Genomic DNA, 26,235 nt, shown 5'->3' on the forward strand with positions numbered 1-26,235 from the left:
TCCTAGTCCGTGAACGAGAGGCGGACGCTGCCGAGACCGTCGAAGACCGCCTCGAAGTCGTCGCCGGGACGTACGTCGATCGCGCGGTGCACGCTTCCCGGCAGGATCACGTGCCCCGCCTGGAGCGTCACGCCGAACGTCGCGACCTTGCGGGCCAGCCACGCAACGGCGGTGACCGGGTTGCCGAGGACGGCGTCGGAGCGGCCGGCCGCGACCTGCTCGCCGTTGCGGAGCAGCCGCGCCTGGATGGCGCGCAGGTCGAGGTCGGCGGGCCCGACCCGCTCCGGGCCGAGCACGTAGCCGGCCGAGCTGGCGTTGTCCGCGATGGTGTCGCAGATCCGGATGTCCCAGTCGGTGATGCGGCTGTCGATCAGCTCGATGGCCGGCGCGACGGCCTCGGTCGCGGCGAGGACGTCGTCCTCGGTGCAGCCCTCGCCGGGCAGGTCCGCGCCGAGGACGAAGCCGACCTCGACCTCGACCCGCGGGAAGCAGTAGTGGCCGGCGCTGACCGGGCGGTCCTGCGAGACGGCCATGTCGGAGAGCAGGTGGCCGTAGTCCGGCTCGTCGACGCCCATCATCTGCTGCATGGCCTCCGAGGAGAGACCGACCTTGTGGCCGCGCACCGTCGCCCCGGTCGCGAGCCGCCTGCGGATGTTGAGCAGCTGGATCTCGTAGGCGTCGACGACGTCGATCCCGGGGTGCGTCTCGCGCAGCGGCGGGATCGGCCGCCGGTCGCGTTCGGCGACGGCCAGGGCCGCGGCGACGTCTCGGCGTACCTCGTCGGAGAGCATGGCGACCATGCTAGAACCTGTTACAGTTTTGCGCCATGAGCACCCCCTCCCCCGGCCCTCTGCCAGCCGAGGTCGACGTGGTCGTGGTCGGTGCCGGCGGCGCCGGGATGACGGCCGCGCTGGCCGCCGCGTCGCACGGCCTGGAGACCGTGCTGCTGGAGAAGAGCGCGTGGTTCGGCGGGTCCACCGCCCGCAGTGGCGGCGGGGTCTGGATCCCCGGAAACTACGCGCTGCGCGAGGCCGGGCAGGCCGACGAGCCGGCCGAGTCCAAGCGCTATCTCGACGCGATCGTCGGCGACGTGGTGCCCAAGACCCGCCGCGACACCTACGTCGACCGCGGCCCCGAGGTCATGGACTTCATCCGGGACCGGACGCCGGTGCGGTTCGCCTGGGTGCCGGACTACGCCGACTACCATCCCGAGGCCCCCGGTGGGCGGCTCAAGGGCCGCAGCGTCGAGCCGGTCCCGATCGACGCGCGCTTCCTCGGCGACGAGCTGGAGCGGCTGCACCCGGCGTACACCAAGGCGCCGGCCAACCTGATCGTCACCCAGGCGGACTTCCGCAAGATCAGCCTCGGGCTGCGCACGCTCCGCGGGCCGCTGACGATGATCCGGGTGCTGGTGATGCGGCTGGTCAGCCTGCTGCGCGGCCAGAAGATGTACGCCATGGGCAACGCGCTCGCGATCGGGCTGCGGCAGGGGCTCGTCGACGCCGGGGTGCCTCTGCACTACGAGACCGAGCTCGACGACCTCGTGATCGAGGACGGCCGCGTCGTCGGCGTCCGGGTGACCGCTGGAGGCTCGACGCGGGTCGTCCGCGCCCGACGCGGGGTCATCCTCGGCAGCGGCGGCTTCGAGAAGAACCTCGAGATGCGCGAGAAGTGGCAGCCGCAGCCGACCTCGATCGACTGGACGACCGGCTCGGCCAACAACACCGGCGGCGGCATCCTCGCCGGGATCACGGCCGGCGCGGCGACCGACCTGCTCGACGACGCCTGGTGGGGGCCGACGATCCCGCTGCCGTCGGGGCCGTGGTTCTGCCTGGCCGAGCGCAACCTGCCGGGCTCGATCATCGTGAACTCCGCGGGCCGCCGCTACATGAACGAGGCGCTCCCCTACGTCGAGGCTGTCCACGAGATCTACCGCGGCGAGGCCACCGGCGTCCCGCACGTCCCGTCGTGGCTGGTGATGGACCAGCGCTACCGCAACCGCTACCTCTTCGCCGGGCTGTCGCCGCGGCAGCCCTTCCCCGGCCACTGGTACAAACACGGCGTGGTCCGCAGGGGCGCCACGCTCGAGGACCTGGCCGCGGAGATCTCGGTGCCGCCCGCGGCGCTGCGGGAGACCGTCGAGCGGTTCAACGGCTTCGCCGTCTCCGGCGTGGACGAGGACTTCCACCGCGGCGAGAGCGGCTACGACCAGTACTACTCCGACCCGAAGGTCACCCCGAACTCCTCGCTCCACGCCATCGACCAAGGCCCGTTCTACGCCGTCAAGATCGTGCCCGGCGACCTCGGCACCAAGGGCGGGCTGGTCACCGACGAGCGGGCTCGGGTGCTGCGGCCCGACGGGTCGGTGATCCCCGGCCTGTACGCCGCCGGCAACTGCTCCTCGGCCGTCATGGGCCACACCTACGCCGGTCCCGGCGCCACCATCGGCCCGGCCCTGACGTTCGGCTACCTCGCCGCCGAGGACATCGCGAAGGGAACCACCTGATGCCCATCGACCCCGCCGTGGCCGTCGGCGCCCAGTTCCCCGACCGCACGTTCGAGTGGACGGAGAGCGACGTCCTGCTCTACCACCTGGCGATCGGGGCGTCCGACCTCTCGTACACGCTCGAGGGCCCGGCGCTGCAGGTGCTGCCGTCGTTCGGGATCCTCGCGCCCACCTTCCACATGACCGACCCGCCGCCATTGGACCTGCCCGGCTGCGACATCAACCTCGCCCAGGTCGTGCACGGCTCGCAGTCGATCTCCGTCGCCGGCCCGCTGCCCACCTCCGGCTCGGCCACCCTCCGCACCCGGATCAGCGAGGTCTGGGACAAGGGCAAGGCGTCGGTCATCTGGCAGGAGGGCGTGGCCACCTCACCCACGGGCGAGGAGCTGTGGACCGTGCGGTCCTCGATCTTCGTGCGCGGCGAGGGCGGCTGGGGCGGGCCGCGCGGGGAGTCCACCGCGGTGGTGGTCCCCGACCACGCGCCCGACGCCGACACGACGTACGACGTCACGCCCACGCAGGCGCTGCTCTACCGTCTCTGCGGCGACCGCAACCCGCTCCACGCCGACCCGGACTTCGCGAAGGCGGCGGGCTTCCCCGCGCCGATCCTGCACGGCCTGTGCTCCTACGGGATCGTGCTGCGCACCGTCACCGACGCCCTGCTCGGCGGCGACGCGTCCCGGGTCGGGGCCTTCACCGCACGGTTCGCGGGCGTCGTGTTCCCCGGCGAGACGATCCGGGTCCGGGCCTGGCACACCGACGCCGGCATCGTGGTGACCGCGACCGTCGCCGGCGGCGAGCGCGACGGCTCGCCCGTCCTGGCCGACTGCGTGCTGACGCCGGTCTGACCGCGCCGGTCAGACGACCGGCTGCACCTCGGCGACCGGGTCGGGACGCAGGAACTCCAGCGCTCCCCCGTGCTCGCTGGTCAGCTCGAAGGGCGCGCCCCTGCGCGGCTCGACGCTCAGCCGCACGCGCGCGGTCTTGGAGTTGAGGCAGTAGGACCGCGGCCGGGCGGGGTTGTCGTAGCCCAGGCACACCATCGCGGCCGGGTCGGCGGTCATCTCCAGGCGGGCGCGACCCGCGCGACCACGCATCCCGAGCGTCCATCGGGGAAAGTCCAGGTCCGGTCGTTGGCGCCAGCGGTCGACGATCCGGTCGAATCGGTGCTCCACGTCGCCGACCCGGACGACCAGCATCGAGAACAGCGGCGAGGTCCGGGAGCCGAGCTCGATGCGGCCCGAGGCGGCCTCCACGACGGCACCCTGCTCGGGGAAGACGCACTGGCCCCAGGCGTACTCCGGGCTGTGCGCCGCACCCCAGTTGTGCCCTTCCATGCCGACCCAGCCGTCGAGGTCCCACGTCTCGGCGCCCCACCGCAGGCCGCCGGCGAACGTCGCGACCGGGAACGGCGAGAGCAGCTTGTTCTTCGGGAACGGCGCGTCGACCATCCGCGCGCTCGGCAGCAGGCTCATCGGCTCCCCCAGCGGCCCGGGGTCCCGCGTGAACGCCAGGTCCCAGGAGACGTCGCCCAGCGTCCCCGCACTCCGGCCGCCACCGGCGGTGAGGTCGAGGCCGAGCCGCTCCTCCCGGCGGTACGCCGCGGTGCGGGTGCCGTCGAAGACGCTGATCCACGCCTCGGTGACCGTCGTGCCGTCGCGCCGGCAGAGGACCGTCCGCTTGAGCCAGACCGCACGCGGCGAGGCGGGGTCGTTGGCGCGGACGAACCACGACTCGACGTGGTCGGTGTTCTCGCGGAAGCGGGGCGCGTTGTCGGCGACGGCCGTCATGGCACCAGCCTGTCAGAACCATCTGTCAGAGTGGCGCCCACCTACACGGACTGTTCAGAGGAGATGGCATGGACTGGAAGCTCGAGGTCGTCGTGGCCCCCGTCGCGGATGTGGAGCGCGCCCGCGAGTTCTACGTCGACAAGCTGGGCTTCCGCCTGGACAGCGACTACACCGCGGGCGAGTCGTTCCGCGTCGTCCAGGTGACGCCGCCCGGCTCGGCGTGCTCGATCGTCTTCGGCACCGGCCTCGGCGGCGGCCAGCCGCCGGGCACGCTCAAGGGCGCGCAGCTCGTCGTCAACGACATCGAGGCCGCGCACGCGTTCCTCGAGGAGCGCGGCGTCGAGAACACCGGCCCCCACCACTTCACCGAGACCGGGCAGACGCCGGGCCTGGACCCGACCCGGCGCGACTACGGCACGTTCGTCTGGTTCGACGACCCCGACGGCAACACCTGGGCGCTGCAGGAGGTCAAGAACCCCGCCCGCTGAGCCCGATGGCCGGCAGCCCCGGCGGCGGTCAGTGCAGGCCGCCCAGCCAGTCGCTGTAGAAGATCCCGAGCGCCGCGGCGACGGAGATGCCCGCGACGATCCAGAAGCGGATCACCACCGTCACCTGCTCCCAGCCGAGCAGCTCGAAGTGGTGGTGCAGCGGCGTCATCCGGAAGACCCGTCGGCCCGTCCCGGTCATGCGGCGGGTGAGCTTGAACCACGACACCTGGATCATCACCGAGCCCGTGACGGCGACGTACAGGCCGCCGAGCACGACCAGCAGCAGCTCGGTCCGCGTCACCAGTGCCAGCCCGGCCATGGCTGCGCCGAGGGCGAGGGAGCCGGTGTCACCCAGGATGATCTTCGCGGGCGAGGCGTTCCACCACAGGAAGCCGAAGCAGGCGCCGGTCATCGCGGCGGCGAGGGTGGCCAGGTCCAGCGCGGCCGGCACGTCGTAGCAGACGCCGATCGCGCCGCCCGCGGATCCGCAGGCGTGGTTGTTCTGCCAGATGCCGATGAAGACGTACGCCGAGAACACCATCGCGGCGCTGCCGGTGAGCAGGCCGTCGAGACCGTCGATGAGGTTCGTGGCGTTGCTCGCGCCGTTGACCATGAACCAGATCAGCACCATGACGAGCACCCACGGGAGGGCCGGGCCGACCTCGCGCACGAGCGAGATCCGGTGGGAGACAGCCGCCTGCCCGTCGCCCGACCCGTCCAGGAGGGCGAGGACGCCGAAGACGAGGCCGACCACCGTCTGCCCGATCAGCTTGGCCCGGCTCCGCAGGCCGAGGCTGCGCTGCATCCTGACCTTGATGAAGTCGTCGAGGAACCCCACCCCGGCCATGCCGACCAGCAGGAAGAGCACCAGGAGGGCGGACCGCGAGGGCTCCTCCGACGTCACCAGCTTGGACGTGGCGTAGCCGACCAGCACCGAGACCACGACCGCGGCGCCGCCCATCGTGGGGGTGCCGCGCTTCGTGTGGTGCGTCGTCGGGCCGTCGTCGCGGATCAGCTGCCCCAGCCCCCACTTGGCGAACTGGCCGATCGCCCAGCGCGTGAGGAACAACGACACCACGAGCGCGCACGTGCCGCTCAGCAGGATGGCCTTCAACCCGGGTCCGTTCTGTCGTGAGTGGGCAGAACGTCCAACCTAGGCCGCCCGACGGGTCGGTGGTCAGACCCACGCCGCCGAAGCCGCTTGTAACGCCGGGTGAGGGCTTGTTCCCACGGTGTTGCAACACCGTGGGAACAGTGAGTGACCCGGCGTTACAAGCGCGGCGCCGTCGACATCCGCGCGAGGGCTTCAGCCGGGATCAGCTCGGATGGCAGCGCCCAGAAGATGTGCTCCGAGAGCGCCACGATCACGCTGCACCCGTTCGTCGAGACGACCTTCTGCACGGCGGAGTAGGGGACCTCGCCCGACTGCGTCCAGGTCTTGTAGGCGAAGGCGTCCTCGCCGAATCCGAGCGCGATCGTCGTGCCCACAGGTTCTTGTGAGCTGGCATCGCGGGCGGTGGCTCGATAGCGGATGACCACGTCACCGGCCAGGGCCGCCGGGACGAGGAGGAGGACCGTACGGTCGGCCAGGACCCACGCGGCGACGACTCCCAGCAGGAGGTAGGCGCCGTACCGTCGCCAGGGTCGGAGCATGTGGTGCCACGCGATGAAGGCGGCCCGTGTGGCCCGGCGGACATGGGCATCGGTGACGACGAAGTGACGGTCGAGCGCGACCACGCAGATTCCTTCTGGTTCCTCGACGATCCGGGCCTCGGCCGAGGACCGTGCGCGCGGAGTTGGTGGGCGCCCCGAGGATCCCACGCGCGATGGCTCCGATCGTGCAGCGCCACACGCCTCGCCCTGAGGTCGTACGTCAGGTGGTGTCGACGCCCAGAGCTGCGAGGCGCCGCCGGGCGTCGTCGAGCCCCTTCTGGTTCTCGGCCACGTCGATGCCGCCGGTCAGGTCGTGGGCCGCCAGCCGCCCGGCGAAGTAGACGCCCTGGACCACCTGCCGCAAGCGCCGGAACGCGTCGAGGTGCCGCATCTCCTCGTCCGGCAGCGGTCCGTCGGCCCGGTAGGTGTCGAGGAACGCCGACGCGCTCTCGGGTCCGCCGAGGTACATCACGGCCGATGCGACGTCGTAGAGGACCGGGCCGCGCCGTGCGCCCGCCCAGTCGATCAGGCCGGTCACGCCCGTCCTGTCGTCGTGCACGAATGCCTCGGGCGCCGGATCGGTGTGCAGCACCGACCACGTGACGGTCAGCGGGTCGGTCTCGGCGCGCACGGTCTCGATGGCCGCGGCGAGCCACGGATGGCCCTCGACGCCGGGCGCGTCCGGCGAGACCCACTCCGGGGCGAAGGTGGCGGCGCCCGGCCCGATGCGGGGGCCTCCGGCCGCGTGGACACCGGCCAGGGTGCCGGCGATCCACCGCTGCTCGTCATCCGTCGCACCGTCCAGCTCGCGGCCGGGCACGTGCTCCAGCAGCGCAAGAGCAGGCTCGACCAGGACGAGGTCGCCCGCACGCGTCGGGACCGGACGCCCCGTGACGAACCCGGCCGCGGCCAGCATGGTGGCCACGTCGCACCCGGCCGCGAGGGCCGCAGCCCAGCCCGGCGCGACCGCCTTGGCGACGTACGTCGATCCCTCGTGGTCCACCAGCCACGTCTCGGAGTTCATGCCGCCACCCAACGGTCGCACGCGGGCGGCCGCCATCCCCCAGTGGTGCGCCAGGAGCTCGGCGAGGTCCGTCACGAGCACGGTCTCCTCACGGGAACGGGGTGACCGTCCCGTTGTCGGGGTCCCAGCGCCGCAGGCCGGTCAGCGAGAGCTCGACGTCGCGGTGGCCGAGCACCTCGATCGCGCGGCCGACCTCGGCGCGCGGCACCCGCCGGCCGAGCGAGATGTGCGGCAGCCAGCTGTCGTGCTGCGGGCCGTCGACCAGGGCCCGGAGGCGGAGCACGGCGTGCACCACCTCGTCGTCCACGTCCAGGGCCCGCGCCACGGTGACCCGCGGGCCGCCGAGGAGCAGCAGGCCCGACGTACGCGCCCGGACCGGGAGCAACGCACCGAGCAGGTCGCGCGCCTGGTCCAGGGCGTGCTCGGAGAGGGCGGGCGCGGCGACCAGCGTGACGTGCGGGGTGTTGGTCATCCCCTTGTGGTCGAGCTGGGAGGGCAGCCCGGCGTCGCGCAGCGCCTGCCAGTCACGCAGGACGGACTCGCGCCCGGCCTCGTCGGGGACGAGCTCGAGGGCGTGCAGGCGCGGCATCAGTGCGCGGGCCGTTCCGTCATGCCCCGAACGTATCCATACTCACCCCATGGGCTCCCGCCTTTTCGTGGCTCGGCTCGCAGCCGTGTGCGTGCTGCTGATCGGGCTTGCCGCCGGGTGCGCGTCCGACCCCCAGCCCCGGGACCCGGTCGTCCCGAGCACGCCGCTGCTGGGCCGCGTCGTCAGCGCGCCGTCGTGCCCGGTCGAGCGCGTCGGCCAGCGCTGCCCGCCCACGCCGGTGCCGGGCGCCTCGGTGGTGGCCACGCGTGGCAGCGAGCGCTACGAGGTCCGGACCGCGGCCGACGGGACCTTCCGGCTCGACCTGGCGCCCGGTCACTACACCGTGACCGCGACGAACGCCGGCGGCTACGCCTCGACCGCCACGGAGCGCGTCGTGCTCCGGCACGCGCCGGTGCGGGTCCGGCTCGTCGTCGACAGCGGGATCCGCTGAACCGGGGGCGGCGGCCATACTCGCCGCATGGACTTCGAGTTCGAGGGCCCCGTCATCGAGTGGCGCGGCCCGGCGCCCTACTACTTCGTGCGCATCCCCGAGGACGAGAGCGACGACATCAAGTTCGCCGCCAAGGGGCTCGAATACTGGGGCCAGGTGCCGGTCACCGTGCGCATCCACGACACGGAGTTCACGACCGCGCTGTTCCCCAAGGACGGCGTCTACCTCCTGCCGCTCCGGGACAAGGTCCGCAAGGAGGCCGGGATCGACCTCGGCGAGGAGCTGACCGTCGGCCTGGACGTCGGTCGCACCTAGGCCTCAGGCCAGCCGGGCGAGGTGCAGGTCGAGGTCGGCGACGATGGCCACGGTCTCCGGCAGCACCGCCAGGATCCGTTCGAACGCCTGAGCCCGGTCGTCGGCCGCCAGCTCGAGGTAGGCCGAGATCGTGGACAGGTGGCTGACGAAGTCCGCGGCCGACATGGTCATCCACCGCTCGATCCGAATCTGGCGTACGTCGGCGAACAGGTCCGTCTCCAGCAGCTCGGTGCCCGGCCACTGCATCGCGCTCGCGGGTGGCGAGCCGTCGGGTGGGGCGATCGAGTCATCGGCCAACCAGGGCTCGCGCGCCGCGCGGACCGCGTCCTCCAGCGCGTCGTCGGCGAGGCAGACCTGCCCGCCGAACGACGCGAACGTGCCGCCCGGACCGAGCAGCCCGGCCACCCGCTCCCACCGGCCCTCGGGCCGCGTCCAGTGCAGCGCGGCGGCCGCGAACACCAGGTCGTACGTCGCTCCCGGGTCGAGCTCCTCGAACGCGCCCCGCACCGTGCGGACGCTCGCCGGCACGTGCCTGCGCAGCTCGGCCAGCATCGCGGCATCGGGATCGGTGGCGGTCACGGCGATCCCGCGGGCGGCGAACGCCCGCGTCGCCTTGCCGGTGCCGGCGCCGATCTCGAGCGCGGTCCGGACCTCGCCGTCGGCGTACGCCAGCACCGCGTCGACCAGCTCGTCGGGATATCCCGGACGGAACCGCTCGTAGTCGGCCGCCACGGCCCCGAAGCTCAGCGCACGTCCCGTCATGCCCCGATCCTCACACCCGGCAATGCCTTACGTCGCTAGGCTTTCGGCCGTGTGGTCCCTCTGGTCGGAGAACTCCGTCCTCTCGATCCTGTCCCAGGACTCGGTCCTGTCGATCGGCAGCGCGGCGTCCGTCGCGTCGTTCGCCAGCATCGGCTCATTCGCGTCGGCCGGCTCGATCGGCTCGGCGATGTCGACGACCTCGCTCCTCTCCCACCAGTCCAACGGCTCGGCCCTGTCCCACCAGAGCAACGGGTCGGTGCTCTCCAGCCAGTGCAACCGGGCCCTCCTGGGCCACCGGACCCGCGGCACCGTCCCGCCCCGGCTCGTCAGCGCCGCCGTGATCGCGGTCCTGGCGGTCGCCGCCGTCCACCGGGCAAGCCGGCGACCGGTCTGATCCAGGCACGCAAACCCGCGTAACGGCGCCAGATCGGCGTCGTTGTTGCGGCATGAAGTCGCGTCGTGCCGTCGTGCCGCTGGTCGTGCTGGGTCTCGCGGTGCTGGGACTCGCCCCCGCCCAGGGCTCCCCGTCCGAGACCTACCTCCGCCCCCACTTCGGCAACGGCAGCGTGCCGGCCGGCTGCATCACCGATCGCGACCCGATCAACCCGGACAACCACTGCTACCACATGAAGGTCGGGCTGAACGCGCTCGATTCGCCCAAGGTCGACGTGGACGTCCTCATCCCGGTCTCGCCAGCCGCCGAACGCGACATGCGCGTCGCCTCGCAGGCCGTGCAGATGTGGGACGACGGGCTGCACTACCTCGCCCAGCAGATGGGCCTGCCGTGGCTGGTCAAGGGCTTCACCATGGACGTGCGCACCCACGAGGTCCCGGTGAACGACGACGGCACGCCGAAGGACCCGATCAACCTGGTCGACCCCGAGATCGTCGTGGTCGTCTCCAACCCGGCCGGCGGCATCGGCATCGGCATCGACCCCACGTCATTCGCGGGCCAGCTCGGCCTCGTCGACGACCAGGGCGTCCCGTGCACCCAGGTCAGCAACCCCTTCAGCATGGGCGCCTGGCAGTCCCGGCCCGGCTTCGAGCAGCACGACGGCGAGCCCGGCGGGACCTACGTCCAGGACTGCGGCGGCGTGGGTGGCAACGTCTGCTTCGCGGTCAACGGCGCGGTCGACCCGGCGACGGGCGCCAGCGACTTCTTCCCGCTCTTCGACCTGGTCAGCCACGAGTTCGGCCACTGCCTGACGCTCGGTCACGTGGGCGACGGCGCCGACGGTCCGTGGGGCCCGACGCCGACCAACGACATCATGGCCTACAGCACCGATCCGCCCCTGATCAACAAGTGCGTCTCCACGCTCGACGTCGAGGGCTTCGCACTGCGGATGAGCAACTACCTCGACGTCAACGGCGACCACAAGGTCGACGGCCACGACCACCTGGTCCCCAACGACAAGCGCGGCGACGGGGCCAACTCCTTCCAGGTCCAGAACCCCGCCGACCACCACTACGCGTCCCCGACCGGCGACCCCGCCGACTGCCCGCAGGCCGACCAGAGCCTCGTGCCGGGCGCCGAGGGCGACTTCATGCCCAAGCCGGTGGCCACCACCCGCCCGAAGCTCACCCTGGGCGACATCTCCACGACCGACGGGCGGGTCCGGGTCTCCGGCGTGGCGGCCCGCGTGCCGCTGGGCAAGCAGCCCACGGCGTACGACGGAGGGTCGGACGACCCGACGGGTGACTCCTACTCCCCCGTCACCGACCTCGAGGGCGTGCACGTCAAGGTCACCCGCACCGCCGTCGACGCGGTCATCAAGGCCAGCCATGTGTGGCCCGTGGTCGACGGCGCCTCGCCGGTCGCCTACAGCCTCACCATCGACGGACGGCGGCTCGACTCGTTCGTGCCCACCGGCGGCACCGACGACAAGCCGGTCGTGATGGACAACGGCACGGGCTACTACCTGCCGAAGGGCACCGCGACCTGGGACACCACCAAGAACACCGTGACCTTCCACGTGCGTCGCGACTACCTCGCCGACCAGGCCATCACCGCGCCGTACAACGTCTATGCCGTCACCGGCTACCACACGCGCTCCAACGACTGGGTCGCCAACGACGACCTCGCGCCGAACAAGCTCGACCTCGACCTGGCCGGCCCGAAGCAGGGCCCGGAGACGCGCGACGCCCCCGTGGCGGACCGGGTCACGACCAAGTCGTACAAGATCGGGTCGGGCTCGTTCCTGCCCGCCGACTCGACGCTCGGCGTCGGGCTGATCAGCACGGTCGACAGCCGCGACTACCTCAACGTCCCGATCGACCAGCAGGCGACGGTGCTGGCCACCCTCACCTGGACCGGCGACGCGTCGCTCGGCCTGGTCGTCGGCGGCGGCTCCTCGCAGGAGCAGGTCAAGACCGACGACCCCAACAAGATCCAGGTGCTCGTGCCCTGGGCCCGCCGCGACCTCACGGTCACGGTCGACCCGCAGGAGATCTACGACCCGACCGACTACACGCTGACGATCAAGCGCACCACCGTCGTCGCCGACCGCGACGACGACCACGTGCCCGACATCGCGGACAACTGCCCGTCGGCCAAGGGCCCGAGCGCCGGCGGCGGGTGCCCCGACAGCGACGACGACACGACCTTCGACAAGGACGACGCCTGCCCCAACGTCCCCGGCATCGGCGCGGACGGCTGCCCGGTCACCGGCGGCGAGCGCGTGGTCGCCTACCTCGACGGCAAGCAGGTCGACTCCGCCAGCGTGGTCACGCTCCACGACGGCATGCGCTTCGACCTCGCCGCGCCGGCCTCCCGGGGCAGCCACGAGCTGAAGGTGTGCTGGTACGACGGGGGCAAGCTCGTCGCGACCGCCCGACGCACCCTCGGCTGACCGGAGGAGATCCCCGAGCGGCTTTCGCCACCGCACGGGCCGACTCGTCCCTACGCTGGATGTGTGGAAGAGCCCGACTCCGGCGTCACCCTTGCGGAGCTGCTGGCTGCGTTCTCGTTGGCCACGGACCTCGGTCTGGGCCAGCCCATGGAACACCTGCTGCGGAGTTGGCAGATCGCGTCACGGCTCGGCCGCCGGGTCGGGCTCCCCGACAGCGAGCAGCCGGCGCTCTTCCACACCGCGATGCTCTCGTGGGTCGGCTGCGTGGCCGACGGTCCCGAGGTGACCGCCAGCTTCGGTGACGACATCGCGTTCCGGGCGGACAGCTACGAGGCGGACCTGGGCGGCCTTTCCGGGATGGCGTTCTTCCTCGGCCGTGCCGGCCGAGGACAGCCGCTGCCGGGACGCCTGCGGGCGGTCGCCACCCTGGCGGCCACCGGTGGCGGCCGGGTGATGCGAGGCATCCAGGGTCATTGTCTGGTCACCTCCACGCTGTCCGACCAGCTCGGTCTTCCCCCGGAGACCTCCGAGGCCGTCCGGCAGTTCTTCGCGCGCTGGGACGGCCAGGGAGTCCCGCGGGGCGTCCGCGGCGAGGAGATCGCGCTGGTCGTCCGGCTCTTCCACGTCGCCGACGTGGTCGAGGTGCACCACCGGCGCCGTGGTGTCGACGCGGCGGTCGAGGTCGCGAAGGCCCGCTCCGGCAGCCAGTTCGACCCGGCACTGGTCCAGGCGTTCTGCTCGGCCGCGGTCGACCTGTTGCCCGGCCCCGCCGACGAGTACGACGCCCATGAGCTCTTCCTGCGGGAGCCGGGTCTTGCCTGCCGGCTCAGCGACGACGACTTCGACGCAGCCCTGGTGGCCCTGGCCGACTTCACCGACCTGCGCTGCGCTGCCCGTGCCGGCCACTCACGCGGCGTGGCCGACCTGTCTGCGGGCGCAGCCCGGCTGCTGCGGCTGCCCGCCGGCGACGTGAGGATGGTCTACCGGGCGGGTCTGGCCCACGACGTCGGGCTGCACGGTGTTCCGAGTGCGATTCTGGACAAGCCGACCCCGCTCACGGCGACCGAGCAGGAGCGGCTGCGCGCTGCGTCGTACTTCACCGAGCGGGTGCTGGCGCGTCCCCCGGCGCTGGCCCGGCTGGGCGCCATCGCCGGACTCGCTCACGAGCGGATGGACGGCAGTGGCTACCACCGCGGCGTGAGTGGCCAGGCGATCCCCCTGCCGGCCCGGATCCTGGCGGCCGCCTGCGCCTTCCGCGAGCTGGTCGAGCCCCGGTCCCATCGCCCCGCCCGCACCCTCAAGGAGGCGACCGGCGTGATCCGCAGCGAGATCGCCGCAGGACGACTCGACCAGGCGGCCGCCGACGCCGTCCTGACCGCAGCGGGTGCGGGGACCCGGCGACGCGTGGTCGGACCCGCCGGCCTCACCCCGCGCGAGATCGAGGTGCTGGGCCTGATCGCCCGTGGCGCCGCCACCGGCGACGTCGCGGGCCGGCTCGGGATCTCGCGCAAGACCGCGGGCACCCACATCGAGCGCATCTATGCCAAGACCGGCGCGTCCAGCCGCTCCACCGCGACCCTCTTCGCGCTTCGACACGGCTTGCTCGGCGAGCTCGACGACAGTCCGGGCTCCTAGCCCCCGGAGGCCTCGGCCCGGATCTCCTCCGGATTCGTAGGGAGTTTGCCCGACGACGCGGCCTCGCCGCGCTCCTAGCGTGGCCGTTGGACGCCCGGACAGGCGTCAGATGCGATCCGAGGAGGCAAGCAGCGATGGGCAAAGCAGTGATCAGTCTCAGCACGGGGCTGGAGGATGCGGAGAAGGTGACGGTGGCCTTCCTGGTGGCCGTCGGGGCCGCCGAGACCGGCCGCGAGACCCTGTTCTTCCTGACCAAGGAGGCGGTGCGCCTGGCGCTGCCGGGCGTCGCCACGGGGACGGCCTGCGAGGGGTGCCCGCCGCTGAGCGAGCTGATGAAGCGGTTCGAGGCGGCCGGTGGCAGCTACTACGTCTGCCCGGTCTGCTTCAACGCCAAGCAGCTCCCGGCCGGCGAGCTCATCTCCGGTGCCGAGCTCAACGGAACCGTCCCGATGTGGAACTGGATCGGCGACGATCCAGCCGTCACGTTCAGCTACTGAGGGCCGGCGACCGATGCGCAGCCCGGCCACCCTCACCCGCGCGATCCACCCGGACTGCGGCGAGGCACCCTGGCCCGACCACGAGTACGTCCGCGGTTGGGGCGTCTTCGGCCTGCCGTTCGACTCGGGCCACGTGCTGGCGCTCCGGGTGTTCCCCCAGAGCTCCTTCGGTCCGTACCGGACGGTCTGGCACCGCGACCCTGAGGGTCGCTGGTCGATCCACGCCGACGCGCCGCGCGTCGAGCATGCGTGCCCGCGCTACTACGGGCCCGCCTGCGCCCACGTCGGGGCCAGCCGGATCGGCCTCGAGTGGACCGGACCGCGCACCCTGCGCGTCAGCATGGACGAGCCGACGCTGGACTGGACCTTGACCGTGGCACGGTCACCGCTGATGGCGCTGCTCAACCCGCTCAGCGCCGCGATGCCGGTCTCCAGCTGGCGACCACGTGCACTGGTGCGGACCCGTGAGCTGGTGGCGCAGGGGCTGGGGATGGGCCGGTTGCAGATGTCCGGGGTGATGCCGAGTGGGCACGCCGGTCTCCTGATGCCCCAGCGGATGTATCTCGTCCGCACGTCGAGCGCGGTCCTCGACGGCGTCGACCTGGGCAGCCCCACCCGCCTGGATGAGTGCCCCGAGATCGGCGGCGTGCCGCTGCCGGCGCGCGGGGTGCTGGCCATCGGGCAGGCGATGTGGCCGATCCGTGATCGCGACGAGTTCGACACCGCTCGGCAGGACGCCCGAGCGACCCCCGAGAGGAGCGCCCCATGACCGACCTGGCTCGCGGCGCCAGCGCGTCGTACCGGGTGACCAGCATCAGCCTGCTTGCCACGAAGCAGTGAGCCGCCGTCAGGCGGGCTGGGCCTCGACCAGGATCACCAGCGTCTCGGGCAGCACCCCGTCGTACTCCATCGCCTCGGCGGCACCCTCCGCCTCCATGGCGGCCTGGAAGGTCTCCATGTCGGGCACGTCCATGAGGACGGCGACGTGGGTGGGGTTCTGGGGATCGACGAAGGTGCGGATGTTGGTGATACCGAGGGGCCCGAAGAACTCCTCGCGCTTCGGGGACGCCAGCCAGTGGTCCTGGTCCTTCACGTCGTGGTGACCGAGCAACGTCGGCATCGCTCCTCCTCGGGCGTCCAGGGCCGACCGGGCGTCGAGCCCTGCGACTCGACGCTAGCCCCGGGGCCGCGCCCTGCCCATGGCCCAGATGCGCCACCGTGTCGCACGCCTGTGTCGCGCGCCTGTGTCGGCGCCGGGTGTCAGGGTGTCCCCATGACACGGGTCTGCCTCTCGCGCCTGCCCGGCGAGCGGGTGCGGGCCACCGACGCCGACGGCGAGCGGGAGCTGCCGCTGGCCGACCTCGCGGTGTACGTCGCCGAGCGCGAGTCGGCGGCCGTCGCACCGCGCTGGGTGTGGGACGACACCGCCCGGTGGTACCCACCCCTCCTGGCCGCCGGCATCCGCGTCGAGCGCTGCCACGACCTGCGGCTGGGCCACCACCTCCTGCGCCGGGCGCCGGCCGTGGACCGGCAGCTGCTGGTGGGTGAGCAGTCGGACCACTGGGACCGGCTCGGACCGAGCGTGGCGTCCGACCCCGCACTGTTCTCCATCGACGACACCGCCGAGCACCTCCGCGCCGACCTCGAGGACGCCCGCCAGCTCGCCGCGGTGGCCGCCTCGACCGAGGCGACACGGCTCGGGCTGCTGCTCGCCGCCGAGTCGTCGGGCGCCCTGGTCGCGGCCGAGATGACGCACGCGGGCGTGCCGTGGCGGGTCGACGTCCACGAGCGGCTGCTCACCGACCTCCTCGGGCCACGACCTCCGCGCGGCGCCCGGCCCGCGTTGCTCGAGGCGCAGGCCGCCGAGGTCCGGACGCTCCTCGACTCCCCCGGCCTCAACCCCGACTCCCGTCCCGAGCTGCTGGCGGCGCTGCGCCGGGCCGGGCTCGAGGTCACCGACACCCGGGCGTCGTCGCTGCGCGCCCTCGAGCACCCCGCCGTCGAGCCGCTGCTGCGCTACAAGAAGCTCGCCCACCTCTTCTCCACCAACGGCTGGGCGTGGATCGACGAGTGGGTGCGCGGCGGGCGCTTCCATCCGTCCTACCAACCCGCGGGTTCCTCGACCGGCCGCTGGTCCTCCAACGGCGGCGGCGCGCTGTCGTTCCCCGTCCAGGTCCGGCCGGCGGCGGTGGCCGACGAGGGCTGGGTGTTCGTGGTCGCCGACGTCGCGCAGCTCGAGCCGCGGGTGCTGGCCGGCATGAGCCGCGACCGGGCGCTGGCCCGGTCGGCCCGCGGCACCGACCTCTACCAGGGCATGGTCGACGACGGGGCGGTCGCGAGCCGCAAGGACGCCAAGCTCGGCCTGCTCGGCGCGATGTACGGCGCCACCAGCGGCGAGTCGGGCCGGATGGTCGCCGGCCTGACCCGGCGCTACCCCGCGGCGTTCGGCCTCGTCGAGGACGCGGCCCGTGCGGGCGAGCGCGGCCAGGTCGTGCGGACCCTGCTCGGCCGCGGCTCCCCGAGCCTGGGCGACGCCTGGGACCGCGACCCGGACGATCCGCCGGCCGACCCCGACAGCCAGGCCCGCTACCGCCGCGCCTACGGCCGCTTCACCCGCAACTTCGTCGTCCAGGGCACCGGCGCGGAGTGGGCGCTGTGCTGGATCGCCGACCTGCGCAACCGGCTCTGGCGACTGGGCGACAGTGGTCCCCTCGACGCCCGGCCGCACCTGGTGTTCTTCCTGCACGACGAGGTCGTCGTGCACACGCCGGTCAACCTCGCCGACCGGGTCGCCGCCGAGACCAACGCCGCGGCCGCGACCGCGGCGGGCCTGCTCTTCCGCGACCTGGCCATCGACTTCCCGCTCAACGTCTCGATCGTGCAGTCCTACGCCGACGCCGGCAAGCCGGGCGCCCCGGTCGAGGCGTGAGGCAGCCCTAGGCCGGATCGACCTGTCGGGCCACGACCCAGCGGTGCTTGCCGATCTTGCGCTCGCGCGTGAAGCCCGCCTGGTCGTAGGTCGACAGCGCCCCGTGGAAGAGGAAGCCGGCCGACACGTCCGCCGCGTCCTCGGGGTAGCCCTCGACCCGGCCACCGCCACGCGCCGCGATCAGCTCCAGCGCCCCGGCGAGGGCGGCCGTGGCGACCCCCTGTCGCCGGTGGCCCTTGCCGACGTAGCAGCAGGCGATCCGCCAGTCCGGGAGCTCGACCAGGTCCTTCTCGTAGGACGGCCGGTTCTTGATCTTGGGGACCTCGTCCGGCGCCCCGAACTGGGCCCACCCGACGCAGTCGTCGCCGTCGAAGACCAGCGCGGCGTGCGTGGTCCCGTCGAGGACCCGCTGCTTCTTGCGGTCGTGGTTGACCTGCGCCGACGGCGCACAGCCCTCGGGGTGGAAGCCGATGCACCAGCAGCCACCGAAGATCCCGTTGTTGGCCTCCACCAGGGCGGCGAAGGCGGGCCACGTCGACTCGTCGAGCGGCCTCACGTCAAAGCGTCCCTCACTCACGCCGCCGAGTCTGGCACCCGCCACGGACATCCGACGGGCGTTCGCCGCCTATCCCCCGTCGGCACCCTCGAGGGCCGCCGCGATGGGCTCGAGGTCGGCGACCAGCTGCTCGAGCTCGGCCGCGCCCAGGACGTCGTACGCCGGCGCGGCGAGCTCGTCAGTCAGCGCCTCGACCCGCTCCTTGGTCGCGCGGCCGGCGTCGGTGAGCCAGCCCTCGGCGTCGAGGATGCCCCGGGCGCGCATGCCTTCGATGACCGCGGCGATCTGCCCGGCGGGCAGGTGGTGGACCCGACCGAACTTCTCCCCCGGGATGCCCACGGACACCGCGTGCAGGACGTGGCACTCGAGCCCGCCGATGCCCTCGGTGACCAGGGCCGCGACGTGGCCGTCGCCGCGGTGCTCGCGGAGCAGGGTGGCGGCGTGCCAGAGCCGGGCGACGGGGTCGTCGGGGATCGGGAGCGTGCGGAGGGCGGCGTACAGCGCCCGGCCCTCGGTCGGCGCGCTGATTCCTGCCGTGGTCAGCAGGTCCGCGGCGCGCACGAGGCCCGGCCCGTCGGCGAGCTCGCCGAGGCCCTGCCGGAGTGCCCGAGCGCAGCCCCGCTCGCGCGCGGCCAGCGCGGCCTCGGGGGTGGTGATGTCCCAGACGCGCGGGATGTGGCGGGCCACCTCGCCCGGCGCGAAGTTGTAGAACAGCGCGTGCACCACCTCGGCCGGCACCCGGCCGAGCGGCGCGGCACGTCCGGCGAAGTAGCCGTCCCAGTAGTTCCGCAACCCGAGCGCCATGAGCTCCTCGTGCGGCGCGTCGGAGAACGTGACCATGCCGATCGGCTCCACGAGCCCGAACATGCGGCGGGCGAACGCTCCCCGCTCCGTCCCGGTCACTGGCCGGGGTCGGACAGGACCTCGCGGACCTCCTGCGAGCAGCGGCAGGCGGCGGCGATCTTCGCGGCCCACTCCAGGGCTTCCTCACGGGTGTCGACGTCGACCACCGCGAAGCCGCCGATGACCTCCTTGGTCTCCGGGAACGGCCCGTCGGTGACGGTCCCGTCGGTGGCCACGATGCTTGCCCGCTGGGCCTCCAGCCCGGCGCCGAACACCCACACGCCAGCAGCCTCGGCCTCCTTCACCACCGCGTTGGCCGCCGCGGCGATGTCGGGCAGCTCCTCCGGCGTGAAGTCCATCCAGCCGTCGTCGAACGAGATCAGGTACCGCGTCATCAGTAGTCGCCCTTGATGACGAAGTAGGAGCCGCGGATGGTGCCGGCCAGCTTCGACTTCTGGCGTGCGAACTTGAAGCGGGTCTCGAGCTCCTCCGGCACGTCCATCCCGTCGGAAAGCTTGAACCCTACGGCGCGCTTGCCGCCCTCCTCGAGCGTCCACAGGACGTTGATCGACAGGCCGGACTCGTAGAACACGTAGGCCCACCTGATGCCCTCGACCTCGAACTGCGTCGCCTCGAGCGGCTTCGACGCGATGACGAGGTCCCGCTCGTCGGCGAGGATCCGGTGCACCCAGTCGACGACCTCCGTGGCCTCGTCGGCGGGCTCGACGGTGAAGACGTGGGAGTACTTGTTCGTGAAGTAGCGCGCCTCGTTGGCCCGCAGTCCGGCCAGCGCGTCGGCCACGGGAGACGACTCCAGCCCGACGGTGGACACGTCCTGGAAGTCGACGACGTACGACATGGGAAACCTCCGGTTCAGGGTCTGTGCCGCCACGCTAGCGCTCGTCGTCCCAGGCGGCGGCGCTGATGCGCCAGCCCTGCGGCGTACGGACGAGCTGCAGGGACTTCATCCCCCGCCCGCCGAAGGACTGCCCGTCCTGCTCCCACTCCTTGGCGTAGCTGCCGAACCAGTGGGCGACGTCGCCGAACACGTCCGTGCGACCACCTACGGCCCACTCGCGGAAGCCGACCAGCGTGCCCCCGGAGAGCAACGCCTCCCGGGGAGCGATGAACGCGTCGACGTCCATCAGCGACGGTTCGCGGCCCCCGGTGCTGACGATCACCGCCCCCGGCAGGAAGAGGTCCCTCAACGTGTCGAGGCGGGCGGCAGTGTCGGGACCGGACGTGAACGCCGCGAAGAACGCGCGTACGACGTCCTCGATCTCGGCCTCGTCGGAACCGGCCATCCCACCCTCGTCAGCGCGCACGATCGCAGCCTAGGTTCCGGACCCGCCGCGGGCGGCCAGCAGCCCCTCCGTCACCGCCTCGATGGTGGGGCTCCGGTTCTGCCGGGTGAGGAGGAAGATCTCGCGCTCGACGCCCTGGGCGTCGAAGGGCCGGACGACGACCCCGGGGGCGTCGGCGTCGATCACGAGGTCGGGGAGCAGCGCTCCCGCGCCCGCCGTCCGGACCATCTCGAGCAGGATGAGGAGGTCGTCGGAGGTGTAGCGGAGGTCGGGTTCGAAGCCGCCGAGCTGCCGGCACGCGCGCAGGTGCATCTCGTGATGACCCGTGCCGGGTTGGCAAGCAGCCCACGGCAGGTCGGCCAGGCGGGCGAGCGTGATGTGCCGCGACGACGCCTCGGGATGGCCGGCCGGCAGGACGATGTTGACGGGCTCGCGCAGCACCGTGTCCCGCTGGAACTGCGAGTGCAGGACCCGCGGCTGGTCCTGGTACTCGTCCCCGAGCAGGACGTCGAGCTGGTGCAGGCGCAGCGCGGGCACGGACTGCTCGACGTCGGCCTCGGTCGCCTCCAGCCTGATGCCCGGGTGTTGCGCACTGAGGGCTCGGATGGTGGGCGCGACGATCTGCAGGAAGGCCGACTGAAACGCCGCGATCCGGACGGTCCCGGCGAGCCGGCCGGCGGCCACGGCCGCGACCTCGGCCTCGGCGGCCTCCACCCCCTCGAGGAGCGAGTCCGCGTGCCTGACCAGGACCTGGCCCGCCTCCGTGAGCCGTACGTTGCGACCGACACGGGTGAGGAGCACCGCTCCGGCCTCCCGCTCCAGCACCGCGAGCTGCTGGGAGACCGCGCTGGGTGAGTAGCCCAGCGAGCGGGCCGCGGCGTGCAGCGTGCCCCGCACGTGGACCTCCCGGAGGAGGCGCAGCCGGTGGAGGTCGATCATCCATGAAGAATAACTGAACAGATCGATGAAGAAAGCCGCGCTGGACCTGAACGTTCGTGGCGCCGAGGATGGTGACCATGGGACCGATCGCCTGCCTGCTCTCCGCCGTGGGCTTCGGGGTGATGGCCGTCTTCGCCAAGCTCGCGTACGACGACGGGGTCGACGTCGACGCCCTGCTCCTCGTCCGGTTCGGGCTCGCCGCCGCCGTACTGCTCACGATCGCCGCCCTCACCGGCCGGTTCCGTGGCCTGGGCCCGCGCGCGATCGTCACCGGCCTCCTGATGGGCGGGGTCGGGTACGTCGCCCAGGCCGGCCTCTACTTCGTCGCCCTCACCCGGATCGACGCCTCGCAGGTCGCCCTGCTCTTCTGCACCTATCCCCTCCTCGTCATGGTGATGGCCGTGGTGACGCGACGGGAGCGCGCGTCGCGCAGGCGGGGCGCGGCGCTGGTGATGGCGTTGACCGGTGTCGCGCTGGTCCTGGGCGGCGCGGCCTCGGGGAGCTTCGGCCTGGTCGGCTCGGCCTGCGCGTTCGGCTCGGCGGTCGTCTACACCGGCTACATCCTCGTCGGGGACCGCGTCGTGTCGACCGACCCGCTGGCCTTCGCCGCCCTGGTGTGCACGGGAGCGTTCGGCACGCTCCTCGGCTGGTCGGCGCTCCACGGCGCGCCCGACCTCGGGTTCGCGGCCCGCGGGTGGCTCTGGCTGGTCCTCATCGCGCTGGTGAGCACGGTCGCCGCGATCATCCTGTTCTTCCTCGGCCTCGCCCACGTGGGCCCGACCGTCACCTCGCTGCTGTCGATCGTCGAGCCGGTGGTCACGGTCGGCGGCGCCGCCCTGGTCTTCGGCGAGTCCCTGTCGCTGCTGCAGGCCGTCGGCGGCGCCCTGGTGCTGGGCACCGTGGCGCTCGTCCAGTGGCCGGCGCGCACCACGAGTCCCGGCACGAACGAACCATGGACGCCACCCGTCGCCGGTGTCACCGTGGAGCTGTGACCCGGACGATCGACGCCGACTACCTCGTCGTCGGGGCTGGCGCCATGGGGATGGCCTTCACCGACGCGCTCATCGACCACGCCGACGTACGCGTCGCCCTCATCGACCGGCGCCACGGCGTCAGCGGCCACTGGCTGGAGGCCTACCCCTTCGTCCGGCTGCACCAGGCCTCCGCCTTCTACGGCGTCGCCTCGACGTTGCTGGGCGGCGGCCAGCTGCAGCAGCGCGGGCCCGAGCAGGGCCTCCAGGAGCGCGCCTCCCAGGCCGAGATCTGCGTCTACTACGCGCGGATGCTCGAGCGGTTCGAGGAGTCGGGCAAGGTCGAGTTCTTCCCCAACACCGAGCACCTCGGCGACCGCACCTTCACCTCCCGCATCTCCGGTGAGCGCTTCGAGGTGCCCGAGACCTGCCGCGTCGTCGACGCCCGCTACCTGGCGCCCAGCATCCCGGCGGAGAAGCCGCCTCCCTTCGACGTCGCCGCCGACGCCCGCGTGCTGCCCGTCAACGGCCTCGCCCGCCTCGACGACGCCCCCAGCCAGTACGTCGTCGTCGGCTCCGGCAAGACCGCGACCGACGCCTGCATCTGGCTTCTCGCGCGCGGCGTCGACCCGGACGCGATCTGCTGGGTGCGGTCCCGCGAGCCCTGGATGATGAACCGCGCCGTGGTCCAGCCCGACCCCGCGATCTTCACCGCCATGGCCGCCGACACGATGCAGGCCGCCACCGAGGCCGCGTCGCTCGAGGACCTGTTCCTCCGGCTCGAGGACGCGGGGATCATGCTGCGCATCGACCGCACGGTGCTGCCCACGATGGCCAAGGCGCCCACGCTCGCCACGTGGGAGCTCGACCAGCTCCGGACGATCGAGAACGTCGTACGCCACGGGCACCTCGACGCCGTCGAGCGCGGCAAGCTCACGTTCGCGGACACCTCGGTCGGCGTCGCGCACGACGCCCTGGTCGTGCACTGCGCGGCGGACGGCCTGAAGTACCCCCCGCTCGTCCCGGTCTGGCGTCCGCAGGGCATCACGCTCCAGGCGATCCGGGCCGGCTTCCCGTGCTTCGGCGCGGCCCTAGTCGGGTACGTCGAGGCGACCCGCCACGACGACGACGAGAAGAACCGCCTGTGCCCGCCCACGGGCTACGGCAACTCGATGGCCGACTGGGCCCGGATGAACCTGCGGGGCACCCAGGCGGTGATGTCCTTCTCCTCCGAGCCCGACATCAAGGCGTGGGCCGACCGGGTGCCGCTCAACCCGGCGCGGACCCCGCCCGACCACCCGGGATCGCCGGCGCTGGACGACGCCCGGGCGCGCCTCGCCTCCCACGTGCGTCCCGCGCTGGCGCGACTGGCCGAGCTGTCCGCGTAATCAGTAGGTCACCTCGAAGGTGCAGGCGGCCACCTGGTCCTCGTCGACGTGCGGTGCCCGCCTGACCGGGACCGTGACGACGAGCGGCTGGTGCACGGTCCCCTCGACGTGCGCCGTGCCGCTGGCCGAGCCGACCGGTCGGGAGGTGTTCTCGTCGGCGTACGCCGTGACGGTGACGGTCACCGCCTGACTCCCGGACGCCGTGCCGCCGATCATGAGCGTGCACCGGACAGTCTGCTGCTGGTCGTCGTACGTGCACGTGGGGTGGCCCTCGCTGCCGCCCCAGGTGACCGACAGGCCGGCGGGTCGTGCGTCGCCGCCGTTGCGGTGCAGGGCGATCGCGCCCACGACGGCCGCGACCAGCACCACGCCGATGACGATGGCGATGGCGACGCGACGGGTCATGCCCATGAATGTAGGGGCGGTCAGTTGTGGATGGTGAGGTGACGCGTCGCGACCTTGTTCCCGCCCACGAACCAGTTGATGGTGTGCACGCCGATCTTGTTGGACGTGATCGTGTTGATCGCCACCTTGCCCTTCGGGGCATCCTGGTGGCTCGCGCAGAGCTTCTTGCCCTGGGGGAAGATGACGCAGACCTTGTAGGTCACGTGGGCGTCGACGCTCTTGAAGAAGAGACCCTTGACGCCCTCCTTGGGACAGCTGCTCGAGTGCTTGGAATCGGGGTGCTCGTCGCACGCGGTCCACGTGCGGTAGGTGTTGGCCTTCGCCAGATCGGCGGGCTGCGCGCCGGCCGACGTGGTGCCCGGAAGCGTGGCGAGCACGGCCAGGGCGACAACCGGGACGAACCGCCTCATCGACGTCACCTCCTCGATGTCGGATGACGAAATCAGGCTATGCCCGTCGCCGCCGTCGCTGATCCACCAGATTGATGAGTGCGTGGCGGCAGTGGGACCGCGTCATCAGGGCAGGGCTTCGCCGATCACGATGCGCCACCGGTCGGGTGCGCCCGCCGTGACGGCGACGTCACAGTGCCCATCGCTGAGCCGACACGTGATGATGTCGCGGTTCGGCAACTCCTCACCTTCTTGCGTGAGCGCGACGGTGTCATCGTCGAGCCACTCGAACGCCGTGAACACGGTGACGTAGCCCGCGACGTCGTTGCCATGGAATGTCGGGGTGGGGTCGGGGTGGTAGCCGCTGGGGAGGCGGAACTCCACTGGCCGCCCGGTGGCGATGTCGAATGCGCGGGTTCGTCGAGGCTCCGGGCCTGGCTGGGGGTCGGTGGGAACCAGCCGCGAGCCGACCACATCGAAGTCCAGCCCTGCCACAGGTGTGCCGGTGCGCCAGGAGTCGCCGAGGACGAAGGCGCGTGGGTGGCTGCGGAGATCCTCGTCGTACATCTGCGGAGTCGCCGCGACAACCGTGCCGGTCCTGACGTCGAGCCGAAGCAGGTCGTCCTTGACGTACACGTGCTCACCGATGATGGCGTCGACGGTGCAGGGCAGGGCCGCCGATCGACACGGCGGGATCGGTGCGCGCGCGACCTCCTGGCCGGCGCTGGTGTCGAAGACGACCAGGTCCCCCCGGTGCGTCGGTGTGCAGTCGAACCAGGCGGCCCACGGACCGGCGTCCCCGGTGGCGAGACCGCCCACGCTGGTCGGACTCGTCCCGGCACACGTCTGCGTGGCGATCCGGCGCGGCGAGCCGCCATCGGTGAACCACACGCTGCCGTCGTCGTGTGCATAGACGACACCAGCGTCGGTGACACCCAACGGCCAGCCCCGCACCGTCCACAGTGCCTGGTCGATCCGCACCTCGCGGTCGCCCACATGAAGGATCCCGATGCACCCGATCGGGTTCCCCCGACAGTGGTCGGACAGAACGTCGTCGCTGTAGACGATCGGACGGGTGCTGCTCGCACTGATGGTGGGCGTGGGAGTGCCCGAGTTCGCCGGTGGCGGTCCGTCGTTCGTGTTCGGAGACGTGGCGCCCGTCAATGCCGCGATACCGAAGGCCACCGCCAGGACCGCTGCCGTCGTCCCGCCGACCGCGCCGGCCACGCGCCGGCGGCGGGCCGAGCGGATCCCCACGTGCACCTCGTCGAGGCGCTGGTCGACCGGGCGGCCCCGGACAGAGTCCGCCCGGTGGGCCAGGATCCTCAGGTCTTCGCCGTTCATGACCGGCTTCCCTCCTCGACGTCCGAAGCGAGCGCCACGTCCGAGCGGAGCTTGACCAACGCCTTCGCGCACTGGCTCTTGACCGTGCCCACCGAGCAGCCCATCAACGAAGCGGTCTCCACCTCGCTGCGGTCCTCCAGGTAGCGCAGCACCACCACGGCACGCTGCCGCCGCGGGAGGTGACCGATCGCGTTCCACAGGTCCTGTGCGTTCTCGACCTCCTCACCCCCGGCCGCCACGTGCCGCTCACCGGGAACTTCGGTCGGCGTCTCGCGATGCCAACGCCGACGCCACCAGGACGCGGACGTGGTCACCATGATGCGGCGCACATACGCCTCGGGTTCCTGGATCCGCCCCCAGGCGAACCACGCCTTGACGAGCGCAGTCTGCAGCAGGTCTTCAGCCAGGCCCTCGTCCTGGACGAGCAGATATGCCGAGCGCAACAAGGCCGGGGAACGACCCTCCACGAATGCGTCGAAGTCCGACTCCTCCGCCATGCGATCACGACCTTCGGCCCTGACATGCCACTACACATCGAGATTCGCTACCAAGACGTGCTGGCCCACCAAAAACGTTGCCCGGCCATCAGCGTCCTCCCAACTTCGTTC

Annotated in this window: 31 protein-coding genes; 13 read left to right on the top strand and 18 right to left on the bottom strand. The window is 72.1% G+C overall.

What is annotated here, in order from left to right; genetic code table 11:
* Positions 1 to 2: 2 nt before the first annotated feature.
* Positions 3 to 791: a 2-keto-4-pentenoate hydratase gene (locus FB382_RS09780; RefSeq protein ID WP_182538755.1), complete on the bottom strand. Its 789-nt coding sequence runs from the start codon at positions 789 to 791 to the stop codon at positions 3 to 5.
* Between the two features lie 35 nt (positions 792 to 826).
* On the opposite strand from FB382_RS09780, the gene kstD reads away from it, so the two are divergent.
* A complete protein-coding gene (kstD, locus tag FB382_RS09785; RefSeq protein ID WP_220481312.1) occupies positions 827 to 2,506 on the top strand; it encodes a 3-oxosteroid 1-dehydrogenase in 1,680 nt (559 codons plus the stop codon).
* Positions 2,506 to 3,354, top strand: coding sequence for a MaoC/PaaZ C-terminal domain-containing protein (locus tag FB382_RS09790; RefSeq protein ID WP_182538757.1), 849 nt, complete (start codon positions 2,506 to 2,508; stop codon positions 3,352 to 3,354). Before kstD ends, FB382_RS09790 begins: the two co-directional genes overlap by 1 nt.
* 9 nt (positions 3,355 to 3,363) lie before the next feature.
* Here the strand turns inward: FB382_RS09790 and FB382_RS09795 are convergent, their stop codons facing one another.
* Entirely contained in the window at positions 3,364 to 4,296 is a 933-nt protein-coding gene (locus FB382_RS09795; RefSeq protein WP_182538759.1) for a hypothetical protein, read from the bottom strand.
* 68 nt (positions 4,297 to 4,364) lie between these two features.
* On the opposite strand from FB382_RS09795, the gene FB382_RS09800 reads away from it, so the two are divergent.
* Positions 4,365 to 4,784: a VOC family protein gene (locus FB382_RS09800; protein ID WP_182538761.1), complete on the top strand. Its 420-nt coding sequence runs from the start codon at positions 4,365 to 4,367 to the stop codon at positions 4,782 to 4,784.
* 28 nt (positions 4,785 to 4,812) lie between these two features.
* Here FB382_RS09800 and mraY read toward each other — a convergent pair whose 3' ends face one another.
* The 4 genes from mraY to FB382_RS09820 form a co-directional block, all read right to left on the bottom strand.
* On the bottom strand, positions 4,813 to 5,898 hold the full coding sequence (gene mraY / locus FB382_RS09805) for a phospho-N-acetylmuramoyl-pentapeptide-transferase (RefSeq protein WP_182538763.1): 1,086 nt from the start codon (positions 5,896 to 5,898) through the stop codon (positions 4,813 to 4,815).
* A gap of 155 nt (positions 5,899 to 6,053) precedes the next feature.
* Positions 6,054 to 6,521 carry a YcxB family protein gene (locus FB382_RS09810; protein WP_182538765.1) on the bottom strand — a complete coding sequence of 156 codons (468 nt, stop codon included), beginning with the start codon at positions 6,519 to 6,521 and terminating at the stop codon, positions 6,054 to 6,056.
* 136 nt (positions 6,522 to 6,657) lie between these two features.
* The gene (locus FB382_RS09815; protein WP_182538767.1) at positions 6,658 to 7,536 is read right to left on the bottom strand and encodes a phosphotransferase; all 879 of its coding nucleotides are present in this window, start codon (positions 7,534 to 7,536) and stop codon (positions 6,658 to 6,660) included.
* A 13-nt stretch (positions 7,537 to 7,549) separates the two neighbouring features.
* Entirely contained in the window at positions 7,550 to 8,050 is a 501-nt protein-coding gene (locus FB382_RS09820) for a 2'-5' RNA ligase family protein (RefSeq protein ID WP_182538769.1), read from the bottom strand.
* Between the two features lie 49 nt (positions 8,051 to 8,099).
* On the opposite strand from FB382_RS09820, the gene FB382_RS09825 reads away from it, so the two are divergent.
* Together FB382_RS09825 and FB382_RS09830 are read left to right on the top strand one after the other, a co-directional pair.
* Positions 8,100 to 8,501 carry a carboxypeptidase-like regulatory domain-containing protein gene (locus tag FB382_RS09825; protein WP_182538771.1) on the top strand — a complete coding sequence of 134 codons (402 nt, stop codon included), beginning with the start codon at positions 8,100 to 8,102 and terminating at the stop codon, positions 8,499 to 8,501.
* A 27-nt stretch (positions 8,502 to 8,528) separates the two neighbouring features.
* Positions 8,529 to 8,816, top strand: a complete 288-nt coding sequence (locus FB382_RS09830) for a DUF1905 domain-containing protein (protein WP_182538773.1) — start codon at positions 8,529 to 8,531, stop codon at positions 8,814 to 8,816.
* 3 nt (positions 8,817 to 8,819) lie between these two features.
* Here FB382_RS09830 and FB382_RS09835 read toward each other — a convergent pair whose 3' ends face one another.
* A complete protein-coding gene (locus FB382_RS09835; RefSeq protein ID WP_182538776.1) occupies positions 8,820 to 9,578 on the bottom strand; it encodes a class I SAM-dependent methyltransferase in 759 nt (252 codons plus the stop codon).
* Positions 9,579 to 9,627: 49 nt separating this feature from the next.
* On the opposite strand from FB382_RS09835, the gene FB382_RS09840 reads away from it, so the two are divergent.
* The 5 genes from FB382_RS09840 to FB382_RS09860 all read left to right on the top strand — a co-directional run bounded on the left by FB382_RS09840 (position 9,628) and on the right by FB382_RS09860 (position 15,328).
* On the top strand, positions 9,628 to 9,972 hold the full coding sequence (locus FB382_RS09840; RefSeq protein ID WP_220481313.1) for a hypothetical protein: 345 nt from the start codon (positions 9,628 to 9,630) through the stop codon (positions 9,970 to 9,972).
* 52 nt (positions 9,973 to 10,024) lie between these two features.
* Positions 10,025 to 12,427 carry a hypothetical protein gene (locus FB382_RS09845; RefSeq protein ID WP_182538779.1) on the top strand — a complete coding sequence of 801 codons (2,403 nt, stop codon included), beginning with the start codon at positions 10,025 to 10,027 and terminating at the stop codon, positions 12,425 to 12,427.
* A 63-nt stretch (positions 12,428 to 12,490) separates the two neighbouring features.
* A complete protein-coding gene (locus FB382_RS09850; protein WP_343055546.1) occupies positions 12,491 to 14,062 on the top strand; it encodes an HD domain-containing phosphohydrolase in 1,572 nt (523 codons plus the stop codon).
* A gap of 134 nt (positions 14,063 to 14,196) precedes the next feature.
* Entirely contained in the window at positions 14,197 to 14,559 is a 363-nt protein-coding gene (locus tag FB382_RS09855; RefSeq protein ID WP_182538780.1) for a DsrE family protein, read from the top strand.
* Positions 14,560 to 14,572: 13 nt separating this feature from the next.
* Complete coding sequence (locus FB382_RS09860) at positions 14,573 to 15,328, top strand: hypothetical protein (protein WP_220481314.1); 756 nt, start codon at positions 14,573 to 14,575, stop codon at positions 15,326 to 15,328.
* Between the two features lie 78 nt (positions 15,329 to 15,406).
* On the opposite strand, the gene FB382_RS09865 is transcribed toward FB382_RS09860, so the two are convergent.
* Positions 15,407 to 15,679: a hypothetical protein gene (locus tag FB382_RS09865; protein ID WP_182538781.1), complete on the bottom strand. Its 273-nt coding sequence runs from the start codon at positions 15,677 to 15,679 to the stop codon at positions 15,407 to 15,409.
* 153 nt (positions 15,680 to 15,832) lie between these two features.
* Here FB382_RS09865 and FB382_RS09870 point away from each other — a divergent pair, with 153 nt between their 5' ends.
* Positions 15,833 to 17,488, top strand: a complete 1,656-nt coding sequence (locus FB382_RS09870; RefSeq protein WP_182538782.1) for a bifunctional 3'-5' exonuclease/DNA polymerase — start codon at positions 15,833 to 15,835, stop codon at positions 17,486 to 17,488.
* A gap of 7 nt (positions 17,489 to 17,495) precedes the next feature.
* Here FB382_RS09870 and FB382_RS09875 read toward each other — a convergent pair whose 3' ends face one another.
* From FB382_RS09875 to FB382_RS09900, 6 genes are read right to left on the bottom strand one after another with little or no spacing between them, the layout of a single operon-like run.
* Positions 17,496 to 18,065 (bottom strand): GNAT family N-acetyltransferase, encoded by a 570-nt coding sequence (locus tag FB382_RS09875; protein WP_246377135.1) that lies wholly within the window; start codon positions 18,063 to 18,065, stop codon positions 17,496 to 17,498.
* Between the two features lie 48 nt (positions 18,066 to 18,113).
* Positions 18,114 to 18,911, bottom strand: coding sequence for an SCO6745 family protein (locus tag FB382_RS09880; RefSeq protein ID WP_182538784.1), 798 nt, complete (start codon positions 18,909 to 18,911; stop codon positions 18,114 to 18,116).
* 32 nt (positions 18,912 to 18,943) lie between these two features.
* Entirely contained in the window at positions 18,944 to 19,282 is a 339-nt protein-coding gene (locus tag FB382_RS09885; RefSeq protein WP_182538786.1) for a YciI family protein, read from the bottom strand.
* The gene (locus tag FB382_RS09890) at positions 19,282 to 19,746 is read right to left on the bottom strand and encodes a phage tail protein (RefSeq protein ID WP_182538788.1); all 465 of its coding nucleotides are present in this window, start codon (positions 19,744 to 19,746) and stop codon (positions 19,282 to 19,284) included. Before FB382_RS09890 ends, FB382_RS09885 begins: the two co-directional genes overlap by 1 nt.
* 34 nt (positions 19,747 to 19,780) lie before the next feature.
* Positions 19,781 to 20,212, bottom strand: coding sequence for a nuclear transport factor 2 family protein (locus FB382_RS09895; RefSeq protein WP_343055547.1), 432 nt, complete (start codon positions 20,210 to 20,212; stop codon positions 19,781 to 19,783).
* A 9-nt stretch (positions 20,213 to 20,221) separates the two neighbouring features.
* Entirely contained in the window at positions 20,222 to 21,130 is a 909-nt protein-coding gene (locus tag FB382_RS09900; RefSeq protein WP_182538790.1) for a LysR family transcriptional regulator, read from the bottom strand.
* Between the two features lie 77 nt (positions 21,131 to 21,207).
* Here FB382_RS09900 and FB382_RS09905 point away from each other — a divergent pair, with 77 nt between their 5' ends.
* Positions 21,208 to 22,122, top strand: a complete 915-nt coding sequence (locus tag FB382_RS09905) for a DMT family transporter (RefSeq protein WP_182538792.1) — start codon at positions 21,208 to 21,210, stop codon at positions 22,120 to 22,122.
* Positions 22,119 to 23,489 carry an NAD(P)-binding protein gene (locus FB382_RS09910; RefSeq protein WP_182538794.1) on the top strand — a complete coding sequence of 457 codons (1,371 nt, stop codon included), beginning with the start codon at positions 22,119 to 22,121 and terminating at the stop codon, positions 23,487 to 23,489. Before FB382_RS09905 ends, FB382_RS09910 begins: the two co-directional genes overlap by 4 nt.
* Here FB382_RS09910 and FB382_RS09915 read toward each other — a convergent pair whose 3' ends face one another.
* The 4 genes from FB382_RS09915 to FB382_RS09930 all read right to left on the bottom strand — a co-directional run bounded on the left by FB382_RS09915 (position 23,490) and on the right by FB382_RS09930 (position 26,124).
* Positions 23,490 to 23,894, bottom strand: a complete 405-nt coding sequence (locus FB382_RS09915; RefSeq protein WP_182538796.1) for a hypothetical protein — start codon at positions 23,892 to 23,894, stop codon at positions 23,490 to 23,492.
* 20 nt (positions 23,895 to 23,914) lie between these two features.
* Positions 23,915 to 24,304 carry a hypothetical protein gene (locus tag FB382_RS09920; RefSeq protein WP_182538798.1) on the bottom strand — a complete coding sequence of 130 codons (390 nt, stop codon included), beginning with the start codon at positions 24,302 to 24,304 and terminating at the stop codon, positions 23,915 to 23,917.
* Positions 24,305 to 24,409: 105 nt separating this feature from the next.
* Positions 24,410 to 25,540 (bottom strand): hypothetical protein, encoded by a 1,131-nt coding sequence (locus FB382_RS09925; protein WP_182538800.1) that lies wholly within the window; start codon positions 25,538 to 25,540, stop codon positions 24,410 to 24,412.
* Between the two features lie 83 nt (positions 25,541 to 25,623).
* Positions 25,624 to 26,124, bottom strand: coding sequence for a SigE family RNA polymerase sigma factor (locus tag FB382_RS09930; protein WP_182538801.1), 501 nt, complete (start codon positions 26,122 to 26,124; stop codon positions 25,624 to 25,626).
* Between the last annotated feature and the right edge of the window lie 111 nt (positions 26,125 to 26,235).

Origin of the sequence: Nocardioides ginsengisegetis, from assembly GCF_014138045.1 — a bacterium.
Classification (GTDB): Bacteria; Actinomycetota; Actinomycetes; order Propionibacteriales; family Nocardioidaceae; genus Nocardioides; species Nocardioides ginsengisegetis.